General features: G+C 34.7%; 14 protein-coding genes and 1 pseudogene. 6 read left to right on the top strand and 9 right to left on the bottom strand.

Going from position 1 to position 17,350, the window contains the following annotated elements:
- Nucleotides 1–125 precede the first annotated feature (125 nt).
- The 4 genes and pseudogenes from SSOP1_RS18025 to SSOP1_RS05150 form a co-directional block, all read left to right on the top strand.
- Nucleotides 126–230 (top strand): annotated as a pseudogene (locus SSOP1_RS18025) (transposase); the annotation flags it as partial.
- A gap of 281 nt (nt 231–511) precedes the next feature.
- A complete protein-coding gene (locus tag SSOP1_RS05160) occupies nt 512–2,161 on the top strand; it encodes a pyruvate oxidase (RefSeq protein ID WP_009989226.1) in 1,650 nt (549 codons plus the stop codon).
- Complete coding sequence (locus SSOP1_RS05155) at nt 2,162–3,157, top strand: NAD(P)/FAD-dependent oxidoreductase (protein ID WP_009989228.1); 996 nt, start codon at nt 2,162–2,164, stop codon at nt 3,155–3,157.
- A 961-nt stretch (nt 3,158–4,118) separates the two neighbouring features.
- Nucleotides 4,119–5,525, top strand: a complete 1,407-nt coding sequence (locus SSOP1_RS05150) for an APC family permease (protein ID WP_009989229.1) — start codon at nt 4,119–4,121, stop codon at nt 5,523–5,525.
- A 75-nt stretch (nt 5,526–5,600) separates the two neighbouring features.
- On the opposite strand, the gene SSOP1_RS05145 is transcribed toward SSOP1_RS05150, so the two are convergent.
- The 9 genes from SSOP1_RS05145 to nadA all read right to left on the bottom strand — a co-directional run bounded on the left by SSOP1_RS05145 (nt 5,601) and on the right by nadA (nt 14,991).
- Entirely contained in the window at nt 5,601–6,206 is a 606-nt protein-coding gene (locus SSOP1_RS05145) for a helix-turn-helix domain-containing protein (protein ID WP_014511611.1), read from the bottom strand.
- A gap of 121 nt (nt 6,207–6,327) precedes the next feature.
- A complete protein-coding gene (locus SSOP1_RS05140; RefSeq protein WP_009989231.1) occupies nt 6,328–7,458 on the bottom strand; it encodes a M20 family metallopeptidase in 1,131 nt (376 codons plus the stop codon).
- An 8-nt stretch (nt 7,459–7,466) separates the two neighbouring features.
- The gene (locus SSOP1_RS05135) at nt 7,467–8,354 is read right to left on the bottom strand and encodes a DUF1177 family protein (protein ID WP_009989233.1); all 888 of its coding nucleotides are present in this window, start codon (nt 8,352–8,354) and stop codon (nt 7,467–7,469) included.
- Nucleotides 8,351–9,586: an FAD-binding oxidoreductase gene (locus SSOP1_RS05130; RefSeq protein WP_009989234.1), complete on the bottom strand. Its 1,236-nt coding sequence runs from the start codon at nt 9,584–9,586 to the stop codon at nt 8,351–8,353. Before SSOP1_RS05130 ends, SSOP1_RS05135 begins: the two co-directional genes overlap by 4 nt.
- A 193-nt stretch (nt 9,587–9,779) precedes the next feature.
- Nucleotides 9,780–10,754 carry an ABC transporter ATP-binding protein gene (locus SSOP1_RS05125; RefSeq protein ID WP_009989235.1) on the bottom strand — a complete coding sequence of 325 codons (975 nt, stop codon included), beginning with the start codon at nt 10,752–10,754 and terminating at the stop codon, nt 9,780–9,782.
- Nucleotides 10,751–11,554, bottom strand: coding sequence for a carbohydrate ABC transporter permease (locus SSOP1_RS05120; RefSeq protein ID WP_009989237.1), 804 nt, complete (start codon nt 11,552–11,554; stop codon nt 10,751–10,753). The genes SSOP1_RS05125 and SSOP1_RS05120 overlap by 4 nt, the downstream gene beginning before the upstream one ends.
- A 1-nt stretch (nt 11,555) precedes the next feature.
- Nucleotides 11,556–12,374 carry a carbohydrate ABC transporter permease gene (locus tag SSOP1_RS05115; RefSeq protein ID WP_009989238.1) on the bottom strand — a complete coding sequence of 273 codons (819 nt, stop codon included), beginning with the start codon at nt 12,372–12,374 and terminating at the stop codon, nt 11,556–11,558.
- A gap of 5 nt (nt 12,375–12,379) precedes the next feature.
- Complete coding sequence (locus tag SSOP1_RS05110; protein ID WP_009989239.1) at nt 12,380–13,813, bottom strand: ABC transporter substrate-binding protein; 1,434 nt, start codon at nt 13,811–13,813, stop codon at nt 12,380–12,382.
- Between the two features lie 242 nt (nt 13,814–14,055).
- Entirely contained in the window at nt 14,056–14,991 is a 936-nt protein-coding gene (nadA, locus tag SSOP1_RS05105; RefSeq protein ID WP_009989240.1) for a quinolinate synthase NadA, read from the bottom strand.
- An 87-nt stretch (nt 14,992–15,078) separates the two neighbouring features.
- Here nadA and SSOP1_RS05100 point away from each other — a divergent pair, with 87 nt between their 5' ends.
- Both SSOP1_RS05100 and nadC read left to right on the top strand, forming a co-directional pair.
- The gene (locus SSOP1_RS05100) at nt 15,079–16,497 is read left to right on the top strand and encodes an L-aspartate oxidase (protein WP_009989244.1); all 1,419 of its coding nucleotides are present in this window, start codon (nt 15,079–15,081) and stop codon (nt 16,495–16,497) included.
- Nucleotides 16,494–17,321 carry a carboxylating nicotinate-nucleotide diphosphorylase gene (gene nadC, locus SSOP1_RS05095; protein WP_009989246.1) on the top strand — a complete coding sequence of 276 codons (828 nt, stop codon included), beginning with the start codon at nt 16,494–16,496 and terminating at the stop codon, nt 17,319–17,321. The genes SSOP1_RS05100 and nadC overlap by 4 nt, the downstream gene beginning before the upstream one ends.
- Nucleotides 17,322–17,350 lie beyond the last annotated feature (29 nt).

The following is a 17,350-nucleotide window of genomic DNA, read 5'->3' as shown; positions in this document are numbered from 1 at the left end:
ACGGATTACCTTTGTGACATAATTTATAGCTTAATATTGACACTTATCTCCGCACTCAATGTTCTTAGGGTTTTCATTAATTTTCTTTACTTGCTTAGGGTTAGGAATTCCAGTAATATCATTTTGATATTGCTAGTTTTCACAGAGCTTCTCATGTTCTCGTTACTGCTTCTAGGCTTTACTTGCTTTTCTTGCCTCCCTATTCTTCCGATTTGAATCCCATTGAGTTGGAAGGATTTGAAGCGTTGAGTTAACATAACTCGGATTACACTCTTGTATTGAGGATGGATTCTCAAGGCAATTACACGTTGGCAAGTTTCACGATGGACTTGAGGAAGGTGATAGAATAGAATGTTTTCTTAAATTTTGTTTATTATCTGTTAGCAAGTTTCATCTCACAATAGTACGAGTTTTTCCAAATATTTTTCTATATTTTGCATTAAGAGAAGTTATAAGCCAGTTGCGGCTATTATAAAAAAGACTATAAAGGAATAAGTAAAATATATATATTATGCCATCAGTTGCAGAAGTAATAATAAGAGTATTAGAAGATAATGGAATTCAAAGAATATATGGAATTCCTGGAGATTCCATTGACCCTTTAGTTGACGCGATAAGAAAATCTAAAGTAAAATACGTACAAGTAAGACATGAAGAAGGTGCAGCTTTAGCTGCCTCGGTCGAAGCGAAAATAACTGGTAAGCCTTCAGCATGTATGGGTACTTCTGGTCCTGGATCAATCCATTTATTAAATGGATTATACGATGCAAAAATGGATCATGCTCCAGTAATAGCGCTAACTGGACAAGTAGAGTCAGATATGATAGGTCACGATTATTTTCAAGAAGTTAACCTAACTAAGTTATTTGATGATGTGGCAGTATATAATCAAATTTTAATTAACCCAGAAAACGCGGAATATATAATAAGGAGGGCTATAAGAGAGGCTATTTCCAAAAGGGGAGTAGCTCACATAAATTTACCAGTAGATATTCTCAGAAAGTCCTCAGAATATAAGGGTAGCAAGAATACTGAAGTAGGTAAAGTTAAATATTCGATAGATTTTTCTAGAGCTAAGGAATTAATCAAAGAAAGTGAGAAACCAGTTTTACTAATTGGAGGAGGGACTAGAGGCCTAGGTAAAGAGATAAATAGGTTTGCTGAAAAAATAGGAGCACCAATAATATATACATTAAATGGTAAGGGGATTTTACCAGATTTAGATCCTAAAGTTATGGGCGGAATAGGTCTTTTAGGAACTAAGCCTTCCATAGAGGCGATGGATAAGGCTGATTTATTAATAATGTTAGGCGCATCATTTCCTTACGTTAATTTTCTAAATAAGAGTGCCAAAGTGATACAGGTTGATATAGATAATTCTAATATAGGTAAGAGGTTAGATGTTAATCTCTCTTATCCGATTCCAGTTGCTGAGTTCCTAAATATAGATATCGAAGAGAAATCAGATAAATACTATGAAGAGTTAAAAGGAAAGAAGGAAGATTGGCTAGATTCTATAAGTAAGCAGGAGAATAGTTTAGATAAACCAATGAAACCTCAGAGAGTAGCTTATATAGTTTCCCAGAAGTGCAAGAAAGACGCAGTAATAGTTACTGATACTGGAAATGTAACTATGTGGACTGCTAGACACTTTAGAGCTTCAGGAGAGCAAACCTTTATATTTTCTGCTTGGCTAGGTTCAATGGGCATTGGAGTCCCAGGAAGTGTAGGAGCTTCTTTTGCTGTAGAAAATAAAAGACAAGTTATTTCTTTTGTAGGAGATGGAGGTTTTACTATGACTATGATGGAAATGATAACTGCTAAGAAATATGATCTTCCAGTTAAAATAATCGTTTATAATAATTCTAAATTAGGAATGATAAAATTTGAACAAGAAGTAATGGGGTACCCAGAATGGGGAGTCGATTTATATAACCCAGATTTCACAAAGATAGCTGAATCTATTGGATTTAAAGGATTTAGATTAGAAGAGCCAAAAGAGGCTGAGGAAATAATAGAAGATTTTCTAAACACTAAAGGACAGGCACTTTTAGATGCAATAGTAGATCCAAATGAGAGACCAATGCCACCTAAACTAACTTTTAAGCAAGCTGGAGAATACGTTCTTTCAATATTTAGAGAGAAATTAGAGGGTATTTAAATGATACTTATCTTAGGTGGAGGATTCGCAGGAGTTTCAGCTTATAATCAAAATAAAGAAAATTCCTTAGTAGTCGACAGAAAGGACTATTTTCTTTTAACGCCATGGATAATTGATTTTATATGCGGAATGAAGAAATTGGAAGATATTATAGTAAAATATAAGAAAGTTATACTTGGAAATGTGCAAAAAATTGATTTTAAAAATAAGAAAGTTATACTTGATAATAGTAAGGAATTAACTTATGATAAACTTATAGTAAGCTTAGGTCATCATCAAAATCTTCCACGATTAAAAGGAGCTAAAGAGTATGCGCACAAAATAGAAACATTAGAAGATGCTATAGAGTTAAAGAGAAGATTAAATGAAGTTAAGGATATAACTATCATAGGGGGAGGTGCAACTGGTGTAGAGTTAGCTGGGAATATAAAGGGGAAGAAGATCACTTTAGTTCAAAGAAGAAATAGATTACTACCAACTATGTCCACTGCCTCGTCAAAAAAGGCTGAAGATCTATTAAGAGAGTTAGGAGTCAATCTAATGTTAGGAGTAGAAGCTATAGAAATCAAAAAAGATTCTGTAGTCACAAGTTATGGTGAGATTAAAACTGAATTAACTATTTTCGCAGGAGGCTTAAAAGGACCACAAATAGTAGGCAATTTACATGCTAATAAAAACCATAGACTACTCGTAGACAAAAATCTTAAGTCAATTGAATATAATGACGTTTATGGCGCAGGTGATTGTGTAACATTTGAAGATAAGGAAATTCCAATGACTGCAGATATTGCAGTTGCTGCTGGAAGAGTAGTCATGAAGAACATATTAGGTAATGAAATAGAATTTAAGCCTAAAAGATTAGCTACGACAATCCGAATTAGAAATGAATTCTTTGGGGACTTTGGGGAAAATTATGTAGAAGGCAAATTTGCTAAAATACTTAAAGACATTTCTTACCTGGAATCATTACTTTTACCTAGACGTTTGAGAGAATAAACCTTTTAAAAATATTTATAAATTCTTATAAATAAAAATACTAATTAAATTTAATAATTATTAGGAATTTTTTCGGACATTTAAGCTTCATAGAATTTAGTACAGTGATGTTTGAGAGTGTCGTTATTAAGCTAATAGCAGTTTACGGGTTTCCCTTCCGTTTAAAAAATTTTTGATCCCTCCACCTCCTTGATAAATTCTTTTTATCAGTCGAGAGCCAACTCGCCCACTAACTTGTACCGCGTGAGTTGATCGAGGTAGTGTGAACTATGTTGAAAATTCTGTTTTTCTCTATATTTGGTTATTTTCTCCTACAATATAAGCTTAATCTCTCGTTATACTGAAAGATATAATTGCATTTCATTCCTTATAATCCATAATACTATATTTCTCTCTTGTTATTTATATTCAATTATTTACATTAGGGACAGTCTCTTGAGTAGATCATTAAAGAATTCCTGAGATATTTTATTATTTTCATTAAAATACTTTATGATATCTTATATAAAAGAATCATCTTAGTTGCTACAGTAGCTATAATCTCCTTCTTTAACTATTGAGGAGTTAGTTGCTTAAGTGATAGCTTTAGCTTTTCTCTTTACTATTTGGCAATTATCTCAAGAAATCTGACTATCACTATTCTTAAAAAGGCTGAAGCTTCCTACTTGATTCTATGATAATCACTAAAACTCTTAATAATACTAATCTTAGGATCTGATAAAAAACTGACTTCCATTTTTAACGAAAATCTCACGTGACATCTTAAGTTTTTTCATCATCGATTTCTGAGCTCTATTTTTCCGGGTCCGAGATAGGATAAAACTTACTTATTATTAAACGTACTAAATAGGGTATTGGATTTAAAAAGTCCTCCTTTAACATTGTTTAACTCATAAAGTTAAAATCTAATGAACAACTGTTGATAGAAAAGTAGAAATATTTAAAAAATTGTATTTGGGATATGGATGAAGAAAAAAAGAATGTAAGTGAATTGAGAAAAGGTGTCCTTGGTACTTGGCTTGTTGCAAGTTATGGAATTGCAGCTAATGCCCCAATAGCTGTTGCCACACTCTATTTTGTGGGCCTTGCTGGATTGGTAGGAGGAGCTATGCCACTCACTGTGATACTTTCGTACTTGATCTATGCTACTACACTTATTGTTATTTATGAGTGGAGCAAGGAGATTGCAGCTTCATATGGCTATGTTGCTATGATAAAGAAGGGATTAGGCAGTAGTTTGGCTTCCTTTACTGTAGGATATGGTTATATTTATCAATATCTTGTTGCTGGAACAGCTGGATTTGGAATATTAGGAATTGCGTCTTTCATCTACTTGATCTCTCCCAGTATTGCTTCTTCAATGCCTTGGTTATGGGCAGCAATAGTGATTATAGTTACAATTGAGATTACAACAATAATGTGGCTTGGAGTGAAGCCTGGAGGTCTGTTAAATCTCGTAATAGGATTGATTTCAATAGGTTTTCTAATTATAACTTCGATCGTTTTAATTGCTGGAGCAAAGAATAGTATTTTACCGTTTACGGCTGTTCCGGTTAACAACAATTGGGCGCTGGTACTTACGGCAATGATTTTTGGTGTTACTACTTTTGGTGGTGCCACAACTCCAATAGGAGTAGCGGAAGAAGCTAAGGTTCCAAAAAGTACTTTGCCAAAGGCACTTCTCTTAACGTTTGGAATACTTGGAGTTGGATTGATATTGAATTCTTATGCGCAGACGATAGTTTATGGAATAAATAATATGTTTAATTATGCTAATCTTCCAGACCCAATGATAGTGATTTATAGTAAGTATTTCAATCCCGCTATTGTATATATGTTAATAATACTTGTAGCGTTTATGTTTAACTCTTCTGCATTAGCGTTTGCTACTAGTGGGAGTAGAATGATATTCGGTATGGCTAGGGATGGTGTATTATATCCTAAAGTCTTTTCAAAAGTTAATAAATACGGTGTGCCGGGTAATGCAATAATACTTACTGGTATTGTTACAGGTGCTCTTAGCCTTATAAGTGGTTACATTCTAGGTCCGTTAGAGGCTAGTATATTTTTAATAACATTTGGCTCATTCTACGTCGCCTTAGGTCATTTATTTGCTGCCTTAGGGTTAATTGTACGTAAGGTTAAAATGCGTACGGCTAACATAGCGAAACACGTAGTGATACCGATAATTTCAATACTATTATATATTGCTGTAATATATTTTGGTACTTACCCTGCGCCAGCTTTCCCATTAAATATAGCAGTTTATGCAGCTTGGGCTATTCTTTTGATTCACATAATTACATATTATGTGATAAAGAGCAGATTTCCAGACAGAATTAAGAAGTTCGGTGATTATAGTCTTTGAATATAAAGGAGTCTTATATTATTTTTAAACCTTTTTAATCACTTAAATTTTTAGTAATTTAATATGCATGAATTACTATTCTATAACTGATGAGAAAATTATTTTCTCTATTGATTTTCGCAGATGATAAAGGAAATCTTGCTTGGAGATACCTAATTTTTCAGCAATTTCCTTAGCTTTTATTTGCCTTGGATAATTGAAATATCCCATAGTTATTGCGGTTTTTAGGACTAGTATCTCCTTTTCTGTCAAACCATTATAGAACATATCTGAAAACTTTATTTCTTTAACTACAATGCTATCTATGGGAAATCTTTCTGATAATTTGCCTACTAAAGATTTGGCTAAAGTTGTTACTTCCCACTTTTCTATTCCTTCCCTTACGACATTTCTATATTCTAATATATTACTGCTCGAGAGTATATATCCTGAAATTGTAGTACTCAGATCTTCAAGGAAGTCAATTATATAACCCCCTTTTACCTTTCTATACTTTAGAATTTCGTAAACGTTTTCTGACCTTTTTAGGTCAGTTACTATTAATTTTGGAGAAGCTATTGTGACTCTGACTTTCTTATTATTATATTTTGATACATTTAAGGTAACAACACTATCTTTTATTTTGCTGGTCCAGCAACCTTGGTGTGATATTGAAAAGTTAATTTTATAAAGATTCTTCATTCCAATAGAGAGTTGTTTTCTCACTTAATAAATTTTTCAAACTAAAACATCAAAAATTTTTCATATTAAAAGATAGACACTACTGAAATAATTGGAAGATTTTTAAGAAAGTTAAGGGTTTTTATCGATAATTATTAAAATAAATCCTTTTCATCACGCATTCATAAATCACAATAGTTTTCTCTATGTTATCTAATTCAACATACTCATTAGGTACATGAGCTTGATCTAAACTTCCTGGGCCAAAGTTTATCGAATCGAGATTTTTATAGAAGACTGCGTCATATCTTATATTACTTATTAGTTCTTTAGGTACTACGTTAAGAGTTGAAGTGATACAAAACTTAAACGCTTTAGCTACACTGGAATCTGGATTAGAAACTGAGCCTGAAATGAAAGATTTAATCTCAAAATTATACTCTATTCCTACTTCTCTAGCTGTAGTGTCAATTACATTCTTGTCAAATTCTGGGGTTCTATTATCATGGGGAGGAATAGCTCTATAATAGCTAAAGGCAAAGAAACCCGGTACTATTCCATCATTATTAGTGGGATTAAGCGTATATCCCCCAAGGTTAACTATTTCATTTCCTAATTTTTCTTGTAGTTTTAGTGCTAGTTTAGAAGCTAGCAGAAAGGCATTAATGCCATCTTTTGGGTTGCTTGCGTGAGCTTGTTTACCAAATATTTTTATTATACCCCTCACTATACCCAAATGCCCTATATACACGTTAGGAAAACTAGGTTCACCAAATATAGCAGTACTAGGAGCGATACGAATTTCCTCTGTCAAGTATTTAGTCCCTATACCTCCACTTTCCTCGTCTGGGACAAACACTATCTCGATTGGTAAATCATTAAATCTAGATAGGGCTAAATATAAACTCACAATTGAACCTTTCATATCTGAAGTTCCTCTTCCGTACGCCTTATTATCGACTACCTTGAGTTCGAAAGGGTTTGTTAACCAACCATCTCCTGGTGGAACGACGTCATAATGGAAGTTGAAGTGGAGTATAGGGTTGGGACTATTCTTGGCAATTACTATTATTCTTTTGTTTCCTTTGTGTGATGGAGAGTAAATGTAGTATTTATCCATATATTCCTCTGGTATTTCGATTAGTTGTATTTGAAAACCTAAATCGTTAAATAGGTCTTTCAGATAAAACGAAATGCTCTCGTATTCTGACCCAGGTGGATTTGCTGTTTTGATTTGTACTAGGTCTTTCAGTAGTTTTACTGGATATAACATTTCAATGATTACCTTCTTTTAGCTTTTAACAAGCTTGATTTTCCTAATCTATTCTCTAATTCTTCTAATTCTTTCTCTTCATACACTTTCCCTCCATTTTCTATATATTTAAGGAGTTCAATGCAAAATCTTGATGCATGTTCTAACATTTCAATGTTTAATACACCAGTTTCATATCCTGGTATAACTTGTTTGGAGACTGTAGCTATTCCAATCACTGGAGAATCTGTATATAACCACGGTGAGATAAGAGTACTGATGTGAGATACATTATAATCTAGAGGAGTTAGATCGCCAGTTGTCAAGGGAACCATGTAAATTTCGTGCCCAGTTATTTTATTATAAATGTCGATTACGTTATCATGGAGTTTTAAAATATAGCCGTCTTTAACTACATGAGTTATTGCGAAGTCGTCGAATTTAACTATTCTATTTCCTTTAGTTGAATCGATTGATATGACGAGTGATGCTGAGGGTTCAACTTCAACTTTAAGTGCTTCGTCTAATCCTACCAGTGGAACCATAAAGTCGAATGGTTTATGGGGAATTAGTTTAGCCTTAATGGATAGATTAGTTACGAATAATACATCGAGATTGAGCTCTATCCCTTTATCTCTTAGATTAAGAAGCTCTAGGAGAACCGCTAGACTTATAATCGCCCCGTCAGCGTCAGAGACTAAACCTTTATTTACTCCGACCATCTGTATTGCTCCTAATCTTCCAAGGATCTCTACTTTGTTATTTCCTACACCTTCATAAAGTGCTTTTATAAAGGTTACTTCTCCAGCTTTTATTTCTTCATATTTGACTTTACTTTCTAGCCTTTCCCTTATCTTTTGTAATGGATCTTTAGATTCTAGGATGTCTATAACTTCTAATAGTGTTTTTAATATCATATTCTCAACTTCCCCGGATTAAGGATATTGTGAGGATCTACTATTCGCTTGTATTTTTTCATTAGTTCTAATCTGTATTCCTCATCTACCCTGTCATTTACAACTAAGGAATGTATTTCAAATGGTATTCCCTCCTTTGTCATTATTGAATCTATTATGTTGAAGTTTTGTCTATCAGAGATGAACACTGTGTAAATTACGGTTTCTCCTCTTAATGTCATGACATCGCCATGTATTAGTACATTAGAACCTAGAGCATTTTTAACTTGGCTTACTACTTTGAGAAAACTATCGAGAGAGAGTAGTCTAACCTCGTAAAAATATTCGGAGAAATTGGTTAGTCTGCTCATGGTAACGTAAATAGCCGCAAAAGCCAATTCGTCTAAGAATTTCATCTCCACTTCTTCTCCAAAGCTTTTTGTACTTGCAAGTATTACATTCCATTTTCCCGGAATTGCTCTATTTTTGGCAACTAATGATAAGGCTTCTTGATCCTCTATAGTGATTCTCCTTATCTTATCTCTTTCGTTCTCTACGTCTTTTAGGAATTTTACCAACTTACCTAGTTCATCAAATCTTACTAGTTGGTCTTTCCAGTCTTCATAGTCTACAGTAGCTATATCAGCCTCAACTATAATGCCAGTTGTTCCAGCAGCTTGGGCTACTGCTAAGGTATTTTCTCCGGTTAATTCAAAAGTTCCAGTAGATCCCACTACTTTTACACGTCTAATTCCACCGTTATGAAAATGATAGCCATATTGGTATGATCCAATCCCTACATCTCCTCCTGCAATATATCCTCCTAAAGTGGAAATGTAAAAGCTACTAGGATATACTTGTAATTCTTTTCCCCTCTTCCTAAGGTAATTCAGGGCATCTAGAACCTTTACTCCGGGGGAAATTTTCAAATACTTCTCGTCATATTCCATAGTTTTATTTAATTTCTGAATATCCAATACAATAGAGGGATGTATTGGTAGTACTTGCCCTATTGTAGATGTTCCTGCACCCCTAGCTAATAAGGGGATTCTATGAATATCGCAAAATTTAACAACGAATTCAATGTCATACCTATCTTCAGCAATTACTACTCCTAGCACTCTCTTACCCATCTTCGATAGGACTGGAGAGACTAAATAGGGAGATTTGGAGTAGTGATCTATGACGTTATTGTCCATAATAAGCTTTGAACCAAGTTCTTTCTCAAGTTCGTCTAATTTCATCATAAACATTATTTATAAATTAATATTAAAGGACTACCTTTAACAATGTAAAATGATTATGTTTTTGACAAGGAATAGGCAATAAGGAGAGCTAATGAATTATATCTTAGGGTAGATTGTTAAGGGTATACGCTTATATCGGTTTTAATAAGAAAATAGACATATAAGAAAAATATTTTGGGAACATTAAAAATAATTTTTCCTATTCTTGTACCAGTCGTCCATCATTATATTTTCTATATTTAATTATTTCAAACCTAACTTCTTGACCTACATCATAAAATTCCTGAGAAAGGATAGTTATATTATTATTTTTAAAATTACATATTAAGTATCTTGACTCCCCTGAAGCTTCTACTGATTCTACCATACAAGATAAATTGCCTTTTCCTACTTCTACCCATTCTGGCCTAAACCCTATTTCCTGCGCCTTTTCTTTCATTAGTTCACCAGGTAGAAAATTCATTGGGAATTCACCTACGAATTGCGCCACCCATTTTGTTTTTGGATATTCATACAGTGTTTTTGGATCACTGACTTGTTCGAATTTGCCTTTATGAAGTATAGCAATCCTATCTGCTAGACTTAAGGCTTCCTTTTGATCGTGGGTTACATAAATGAACGTACCTTTCAATTCCTTTTGTATTCTCTTCAATTCTCCTCTAGCTGTTGTCCTTACTCTAGCATCTAGATTACTTAATGGTTCATCCAACAAGAAATAGCTTGGATTTCTTACAATTGCCCTAGCCAGTGCGACCCTTTGTTGTTGCCCTCCACTGATTTGTGTTACTTTTTTATCTAATATTTCTGATATACCTAAAAGCTTTGCAGCTTTTTCCACTCTTTCTATTATTTCCTCTTTTTTCATTCCCCTCATCTTGAGTGGAAATGCTATATTATCTCTCACTGACATGTTTGGGTAAAGTGCGTAGTTTTGAAATACCATAGCAACATTTCTCTTCTCTGGGGGTTTGTCTGTAATGTCTGCTCCATCCGCTATAATTTTTCCCTTATCTAATTTTTCAATTCCTGCCAAGATTTTCAATAATGTTGATTTCCCTTCTCCACTCGGTCCTAGTATTACAAAGAACTCTCCAGTCTCTATCTTCTCTGTTATGCCATTAATTACAATGTTTTTGCCATATTTCTTTACAATATCTATTAGTTCTACCGTCATCCTTTTATCCCCCCTGCTAGATATTCTCCTCTTAGATATTTTTGTAATGCAAAAGTTAAAATTATTACGGGAAGTGTGAATATTAGTGAAAATGCTATTCCTGCCAATAAGTTTCCTCTGGTAACGTCTTGGTATATTGTTACTGGAAGTGTGGAGTGATAGGGAATTAATAGGATTGCATAAGTAAACTCATCCCATGAGAACATCCATGATATTAGGAATGCTGCTGCTATACCAGGTGCTGCTAGTGGTAAGAGTACTGAAAATAACCTATTAAATAAATTTGCACCATCAACTCTAGCTTGATGTTCGAGGTCAATGGGTATTGACGAGAACGTGCCTTGTAAGATGAACGTAGCTAATGGTAGTGTTATTAGTGTTTGGGCTAAGGCTAGACCTACTACGGATTCAAAAAGATGAAGTTTAAGAAAATCTACTGCTATTGGAATACCTATTACTATTGCTGGCATCATATTAGTAACTAATAGAAGGATAATTATGGAATATGCTATGGCTCTTGGTAATCTACTTAAACCATATCCCGCTGGAATAGCCAATGCTATGGTAATGATCCCCACTAATGTTGCTGTCTCCAGACTTTTTATGAATGGATCAATAAATGCCGTGCCTTGTAATGCTGTTAGTAGATTATTTAGTGTTAGTGACACCGGTAATAGTGAGGGGAATTTCGCTAAGACGGTATATTTTGGGGAATTAAATGCTAGTAATACTAAAATGTAAAGTGGAAATAGAAAGTAAATTCCTACTACTATTGCACCTAAATATACCCACAACCTCATGTTATCTCCCTCCAGAGAGTTTGATTACTATGCCAGAAAATACGAGGATAAATCCAAGAAGTATCGTTGCAGAAGCTAATGCTAATCCAACTTCTGGAAAAGTTGTAGTATATAAATCATATATTAAAGTGGTGAGGAGAGGGGGATGCTCACCGATTAGTATTAAAGGTAAAGCGAATATGTTGAATTCCTGCACTCCTCTTAGAATAAGTGATATCCCAATGAAGCTCCTAAGGTTTGGTAATGTTATGTAGAAAAATCTCCTAATCGGCCCAGCTCCATCTATTGCAGACGCATAATATAACTCCTTTGGTATTGAGGACATTCCAGCCAACAATATTAAGGCTACAATGGGTGTGTTTTTCCAGCTGTCCGCAATCATTACTACCAATAATGACGAGATGGAAGATTGATACCAATTTACGTTAAGTCCAAAGAGGGAATGAAGAATTGTATTTGCGTATCCTCCAGAGGTTTGAAAGACGAAGCTGAACGTTACTGCTGCGACAACTGTTGCAATACCCATTGGTATTATTGTTATAGTAGATAAAGCTCTTTTCCCAAAGAATTCTCTACTTAGAACTGATGCAACTAGAAAACCTAGAGCTAGCTGTATTGCTAATGCGCCAATTGTAACTACAATTGTATTAATTATTGCACTAGACAAATTAAAATAGGACAGTTCTTTATAATTATATAAAGAGAAACCCCCATGGGGATCTTGAAAACTCAAATAAACGGCCTCAATAGTGGGAAAAAAGGCAAAACTAATTACGTATGCCAATGCAGGAAGTACCAATAAAAAAAAGGTTAACTTCACTTTATTCACCCGTATAGTGGTCCAAACACTCCTTCCTCATACTCTTGTGCTACCGTTACATTATAGTTTTGTAAGAGATACTGGTACATTTCCTTATTTGCTTGACTTAATATTTGAGGTATTTGTGAATATGGTGCATGATTTACGATTATTTGATTAAACACGTTATCTGCTATCTGTCCCCAAACAGTTATCCAAGGTACTGGTTCTCTGAAGAATGCGTTCTGTAAAGCTTCTTCTTCAGCTTTGTATAGTGAACTTATATTACTTGGGAGATTCTGATAAGCTTGTTGATTTACTGCTGGCCATGAGAGGTAAATGATAAATTCTCTTTGAACTTGCGGAGATAGTAAGAACTTAGCGAATTCTATTAGCGCATCAATGTGTGTTGCTCCCTTAGGTATTGCTAATACATCACCACCTACTAAGTGATCACCGTTAACAGGGCCGGTAGGGCCAGGGTAGAATCCTATATTGCTCATATTAACACCTTCACTGGCCATAACACTATAGATATAGGGCCATTGATAATCGATCAAATAGTAACTACCATCAATTAATCCTTTATAGCTTCCCCAATATCCATGAATATACTCTAGGTTAAAATATTGTGAGAGATTGTACAAATATTCAAATGCAAGTACATCGCCAGAATCATTAAATAAGAATGGATTTCCACCAGCCTGGACCATCCACTGGTAAAGCTCAGTATAAGTACTTGCTCCACCATGACCTTGGAACATTATGGGTTTTACGCCAGTTTTATCATAAATTATCTTTGCGTACTGTAGCAATTGTGACCAGTTTTCTGGTGGAGAAGCCAAACCTAATTGCCTAAAGAGACTTGCGTTATACCAGACTAGAGGAATGTTGGCTCTAAGAGGAATGAAGTAAGTACCATGATATACTTTTTGTTCATACTGGACTAATGATTGCATCGATGGAATTAGACTAACATTCTGTAAGATTTGATTTACATATGGAGTTAGGTTCATTAAATAGTTACCATTGAGCAATTCTCCTATAACAAGATTATCTTCACCAATGATAACTGGGCCAACGTTACCACTCTTTACTAACTCTACAACACTTTTTACTATATCGTCAGCACTTTCATCAACATAATTAATTTTAATATTAGGATGTGTTGCCTCGAATTGTGGAATTATTATTTTCTGTGTTATGTTGGCTTCAGATGGCGATAGATCGTCAAAATAGGTTATGGTAATAACTTGTGATGGAGATGTTGACGTTGCTGATTGCGAAGTAGACGGAGAAGTGGTAGATACTACTTGTGACGGCTTATGACTAAGTAGAGTTACCGCAGCAACGGCTCCTATTACGATTATTACTATTGCCACTACTATTCCTATTATTGTGGTTGTGGATAAACCACGTCTCATTTTCTCTTTATTGGAGAATTTATCTGAGCGAGACATGGTATTATATATTTAATTTGTAGTGTCTAATAAACTTTTTTAAAAGTTGAAGTTGTATAAGTTAGAATTTAATTCTAATTAGATTTATCCATAGATATCTAAAGAGTTTAAATTTTATATATAACTATAATTATCTTTCAAGATAACTAGATATTTGGTATAGGAAATATGGAATAAATTTAAATAATATATAGCGAAAAGAAAGCTAAAAACCGTATATTTAATAAAATCAATTTTTATCATTATAGCAACTTCATAGTATTTTCAAATGCCCTTTTAACCCTTTCTGCAATATCCTCTGGTACCTTAACCTCGTAAACCTCTTCCTCTAAAGACCTCTTTACCTTTTCCAAATTTATCATATTCATATATGGGCACCTAGCACAAGCACAAGCTTCCGTCGTAACGAGTGGATAGAATTTCTTACTCGGATTCTTAATCTTCAGAGCATTTATCATACCTATTTCCGTTGCAACTATGAACTCCTCATTTTTGTTCTCTTTTGAGAATTGTATCATTTGATTAGTGGATCCCACGAAATCTGCGCTTTCTAAAATTTCTAATGGTGCCTCTGGATGAGCCATTAATAGAGCATTAGGGTACTTCTTCCTTGCTAGTTCTACTAGTTGTTTAGTATAGTTGGCATGTACTATACATCTACCATTTGGCGGTACTTTAATAATCTTCTTATTGGGAACTTTTTGTTGAACGTAGTTAGCTAGATTAGCATCTGGTCCAAATAGTATTGTATCTGCGTTTAGTTTCTGCACGACTTTCACTGCAGTTGAAGATGTTACTATGTAATCTGCTAAAGCCTTAGCATAAATGCTGGTATTTATGTAAAGCACTACTGGGGCATTAGGGTACTTCTCTTTATATTCTTGCAATGTTTTAACGTCAAGTGAATCAGATAACGTACAACCCGCATTAGGATCTGGGGAGAGTACTTTCTTGTTTGGATTTAATGCTGAGGCTTGTTCTGCCATGAAGTACACTCCTGCAAATAATATTATCTTAGCGTTTGTCTTCATTGCCTTAACTGCCAAGTCGTAAGAATCTCCAGTGAAGTCTGAAACTAACTGAACAGAGTATTCCATGTAATTATGTCCTAAAATTATTGCATTCTTTTCAGTTTTTAGGTTCTTTATTTGACTGAGTAACTCTTCAACTCTTGTCATTTTCCGAACATATGTTCGTATAGTAACCTGGTATAAAAACTTTTGGCTAATAAAAAACTTTTTATTTGGTCGAACATATGTTCGAGTATGATCTACATTTTTGGCAGTGGTTTAGCGGGTCTAAGCGCCGCCATATCCTTGCATAAATCTGGATACAAGGTAACTATTATTTCAAAGAAAATTAATGGGGGCTCAAGTTATTGGGCGAAGGGTGGTATTGCAGCCGCTGTTGGTAATGATGATTCACCAGAGCTTCACAAGATCGATACTTTGGAAGTGGGTGATGGGTTATGTGATAGTAAAACTGTCGATTACGTTACAAGAGAGATTCGGTACGTTGTTAGCACAGTTGAAAAATGGGGTTTCAAATTTGATGATGATTTAAGGTTAGAAGGTGGGCATTCTAAGAGAAGGATATTGCATAAGACTGACGATACTGGAAGGGAGATAACCAATTTCCTTTTGAACTTAGCTAAGAAAAAGGGAATTAATCTCATTGAAGATAAGTTGCTAGCCTTAAAGGTTAAAGATGGTAAGGTTGCAGGATTCATAACGGAAAAGGGTGGAAGTTTTGACGCTGAAAAGGTTGTTTTAGCTACAGGTGGTTATGGCTATTTGTTCAAATTTACTTCGAATCCTAGTACAAACATAGGAGATGGTATAGCCATAGCCTTTAAAGCTGGTGCTTTGGTTTCAGATACGGAGTTTGTTCAATTTCACCCTACTGTTACAACGTTTGATGGTCAAGCCTATCTGTTGACTGAAACCCTAAGGGGTGAGGGTGCTATTTTAGTTAATGAGAGGAATGAGAGGTTTGTTTTTAAATATGATAGTAGGGGTGAATTGGCTCCAAGGGACGTTTTAAGTAGGGCTATTTATGACCAGTACAAGAAGGGGCATACAGTTTATATCGATCTTTCACCTATTGAAGATTTTGATAGGAAGTTCCCCATATTGAGCAATTATGTAAAGAGGTACGGTAAGAGGCTTCAAGTTTTCCCTGGTGTTCATTATACTATAGGCGGTATTAGAGTTAATACTCGTGGTGAAAGTAATATCAAGGGTTTATATGCAATAGGTGAGGTTACAGATACTGGTTTACACGGAGCAAATAGGTTGGCCAGTAATTCTCTCGCTGAGGATTTGGTTTATGGTGTAAATCTTGTAAGATATATTGATAATTGGGAGGGATTAAGTATTGATGACGTTAAGGAGGTTATTGAAGTGAGGCTAAGGAATAGTAGTAATAGGTTAAGCTTAGAGGAGATTAGGGAGTATAATTGGAATTATTTAGGGATTGTCAGAAATGGCGAGGGACTAGATAAGCTAGTTAAGATTTACGAGTCTAATGACACATTTAATGACAACGCTTCGCTTGTAAGCTTATTAAGTGCTAAAGGAGCGTTGTTAAGAACGGAAAGTAGAGGTGCACATTATAGGGAGGATTACCCTAATAAGAGTTGGGAAGACGGTAAGAGGATATATTTCATGGTGAGTAGAAATTGATTGATTGGATTTACGTTAAAAGGCTCTTAGATTATTTGGAAGAAGACGTTATGCCGGAGGACATTACTACTAAATTTTTAGAGGGTATAAGGGCGAGGGGTATCGTTAGGTGTAAGGATTCTGGAATTTTGGCGGGTAATAGGTTTATTGTTCCTTTTTTAAAGTACTTAGGGTTTTCCAACATAAATGGGGAGAAAGACGGTAGAGAGGTTAAAAAGGGTGATATCGTTTTGAATTTTGAGGGTGATGCCGATATTTTGACTGTTGAAAGGCTTATTTTGAATTTCTTAGGTAAACTTTCTGGTATTGCGACTATTACTAATTTGATGGTTAAGAAGGCAAAGGAGGTTAATCCTTATGTGAGAATTGCTGGTACTAGAAAGACTACCCCGGGCTTTAGGTTATTTGAGAAATACGCTATTGAGGTTGGTGGTGGTGATCCCCATAGGTATAATTTATCCGATGCTGTTTTGATCAAGGATAACCACATTACTTTGTATGGAAATCTTGAGGAGTTGATTAAGAGAGTTAAGTTTTCGGTGAGTTTCACTAAAATTATTGAAGTTGAGGTTTCTTCTTATGAAGATGCAATAAGGGCGTTTAAGGCTGGTGCTGATGTAATATTACTAGATAATATGAAGCCTTATGAGATTTTACCAATAGTTAATGAGCTTAAGAGTAAGGTCCTTTTAGAGGCTTCCGGTGGGATAACTCCGGATAATGTTATTGATTACGCTAAGACTGGTGTTGACGTTATTTCCAGTGGTTATATCACACATAGTTACAGATCTTTGGATTTCTCTCTTGACGTAGAAAAAATCTAATTTTGGAAAAACTTTTTAAGTATGTGTTT

It is taken from the genome of Saccharolobus solfataricus (assembly GCF_900079115.1).
In the GTDB taxonomy this organism is placed as follows: Archaea; Thermoproteota; Thermoprotei_A; order Sulfolobales; family Sulfolobaceae; genus Saccharolobus; species Saccharolobus solfataricus.
This window is presented reverse-complemented; position numbering and strand designations above follow the sequence as displayed.

Excerpts from the sequence above, each read along its gene's own strand:
- SSOP1_RS05160 (WP_009989226.1), top strand. The coding sequence starts at position 512 with ATGCCATCAGTTGCAGAAGTAATAATAAGAGTATTAGAAGATAATGGA.
- SSOP1_RS05155 (WP_009989228.1), top strand. The coding sequence starts at position 2,162 with ATGATACTTATCTTAGGTGGAGGATTCGCAGGAGTTTCAGCTTATAAT.
- SSOP1_RS05150 (WP_009989229.1), top strand. The coding sequence starts at position 4,119 with ATGGATGAAGAAAAAAAGAATGTAAGTGAATTGAGAAAAGGTGTCCTT.
- SSOP1_RS05145 (WP_014511611.1), bottom strand. The coding sequence starts at position 6,206 with ATGAAGAATCTTTATAAAATTAACTTTTCAATATCACACCAAGGTTGC.
- SSOP1_RS05140 (WP_009989231.1), bottom strand. The coding sequence starts at position 7,458 with ATGTTATATCCAGTAAAACTACTGAAAGACCTAGTACAAATCAAAACA.
- SSOP1_RS05135 (WP_009989233.1), bottom strand. The coding sequence starts at position 8,354 with ATGATATTAAAAACACTATTAGAAGTTATAGACATCCTAGAATCTAAA.
- SSOP1_RS05130 (WP_009989234.1), bottom strand. The coding sequence starts at position 9,586 with ATGTTTATGATGAAATTAGACGAACTTGAGAAAGAACTTGGTTCAAAG.
- SSOP1_RS05125 (WP_009989235.1), bottom strand. The coding sequence starts at position 10,754 with ATGACGGTAGAACTAATAGATATTGTAAAGAAATATGGCAAAAACATT.
- SSOP1_RS05120 (WP_009989237.1), bottom strand. The coding sequence starts at position 11,554 with ATGAGGTTGTGGGTATATTTAGGTGCAATAGTAGTAGGAATTTACTTT.
- SSOP1_RS05110 (WP_009989239.1), bottom strand. The coding sequence starts at position 13,813 with ATGTCTCGCTCAGATAAATTCTCCAATAAAGAGAAAATGAGACGTGGT.
- nadA (WP_009989240.1), bottom strand. The coding sequence starts at position 14,991 with ATGACAAGAGTTGAAGAGTTACTCAGTCAAATAAAGAACCTAAAAACT.
- SSOP1_RS05100 (WP_009989244.1), top strand. The coding sequence starts at position 15,079 with ATGATCTACATTTTTGGCAGTGGTTTAGCGGGTCTAAGCGCCGCCATA.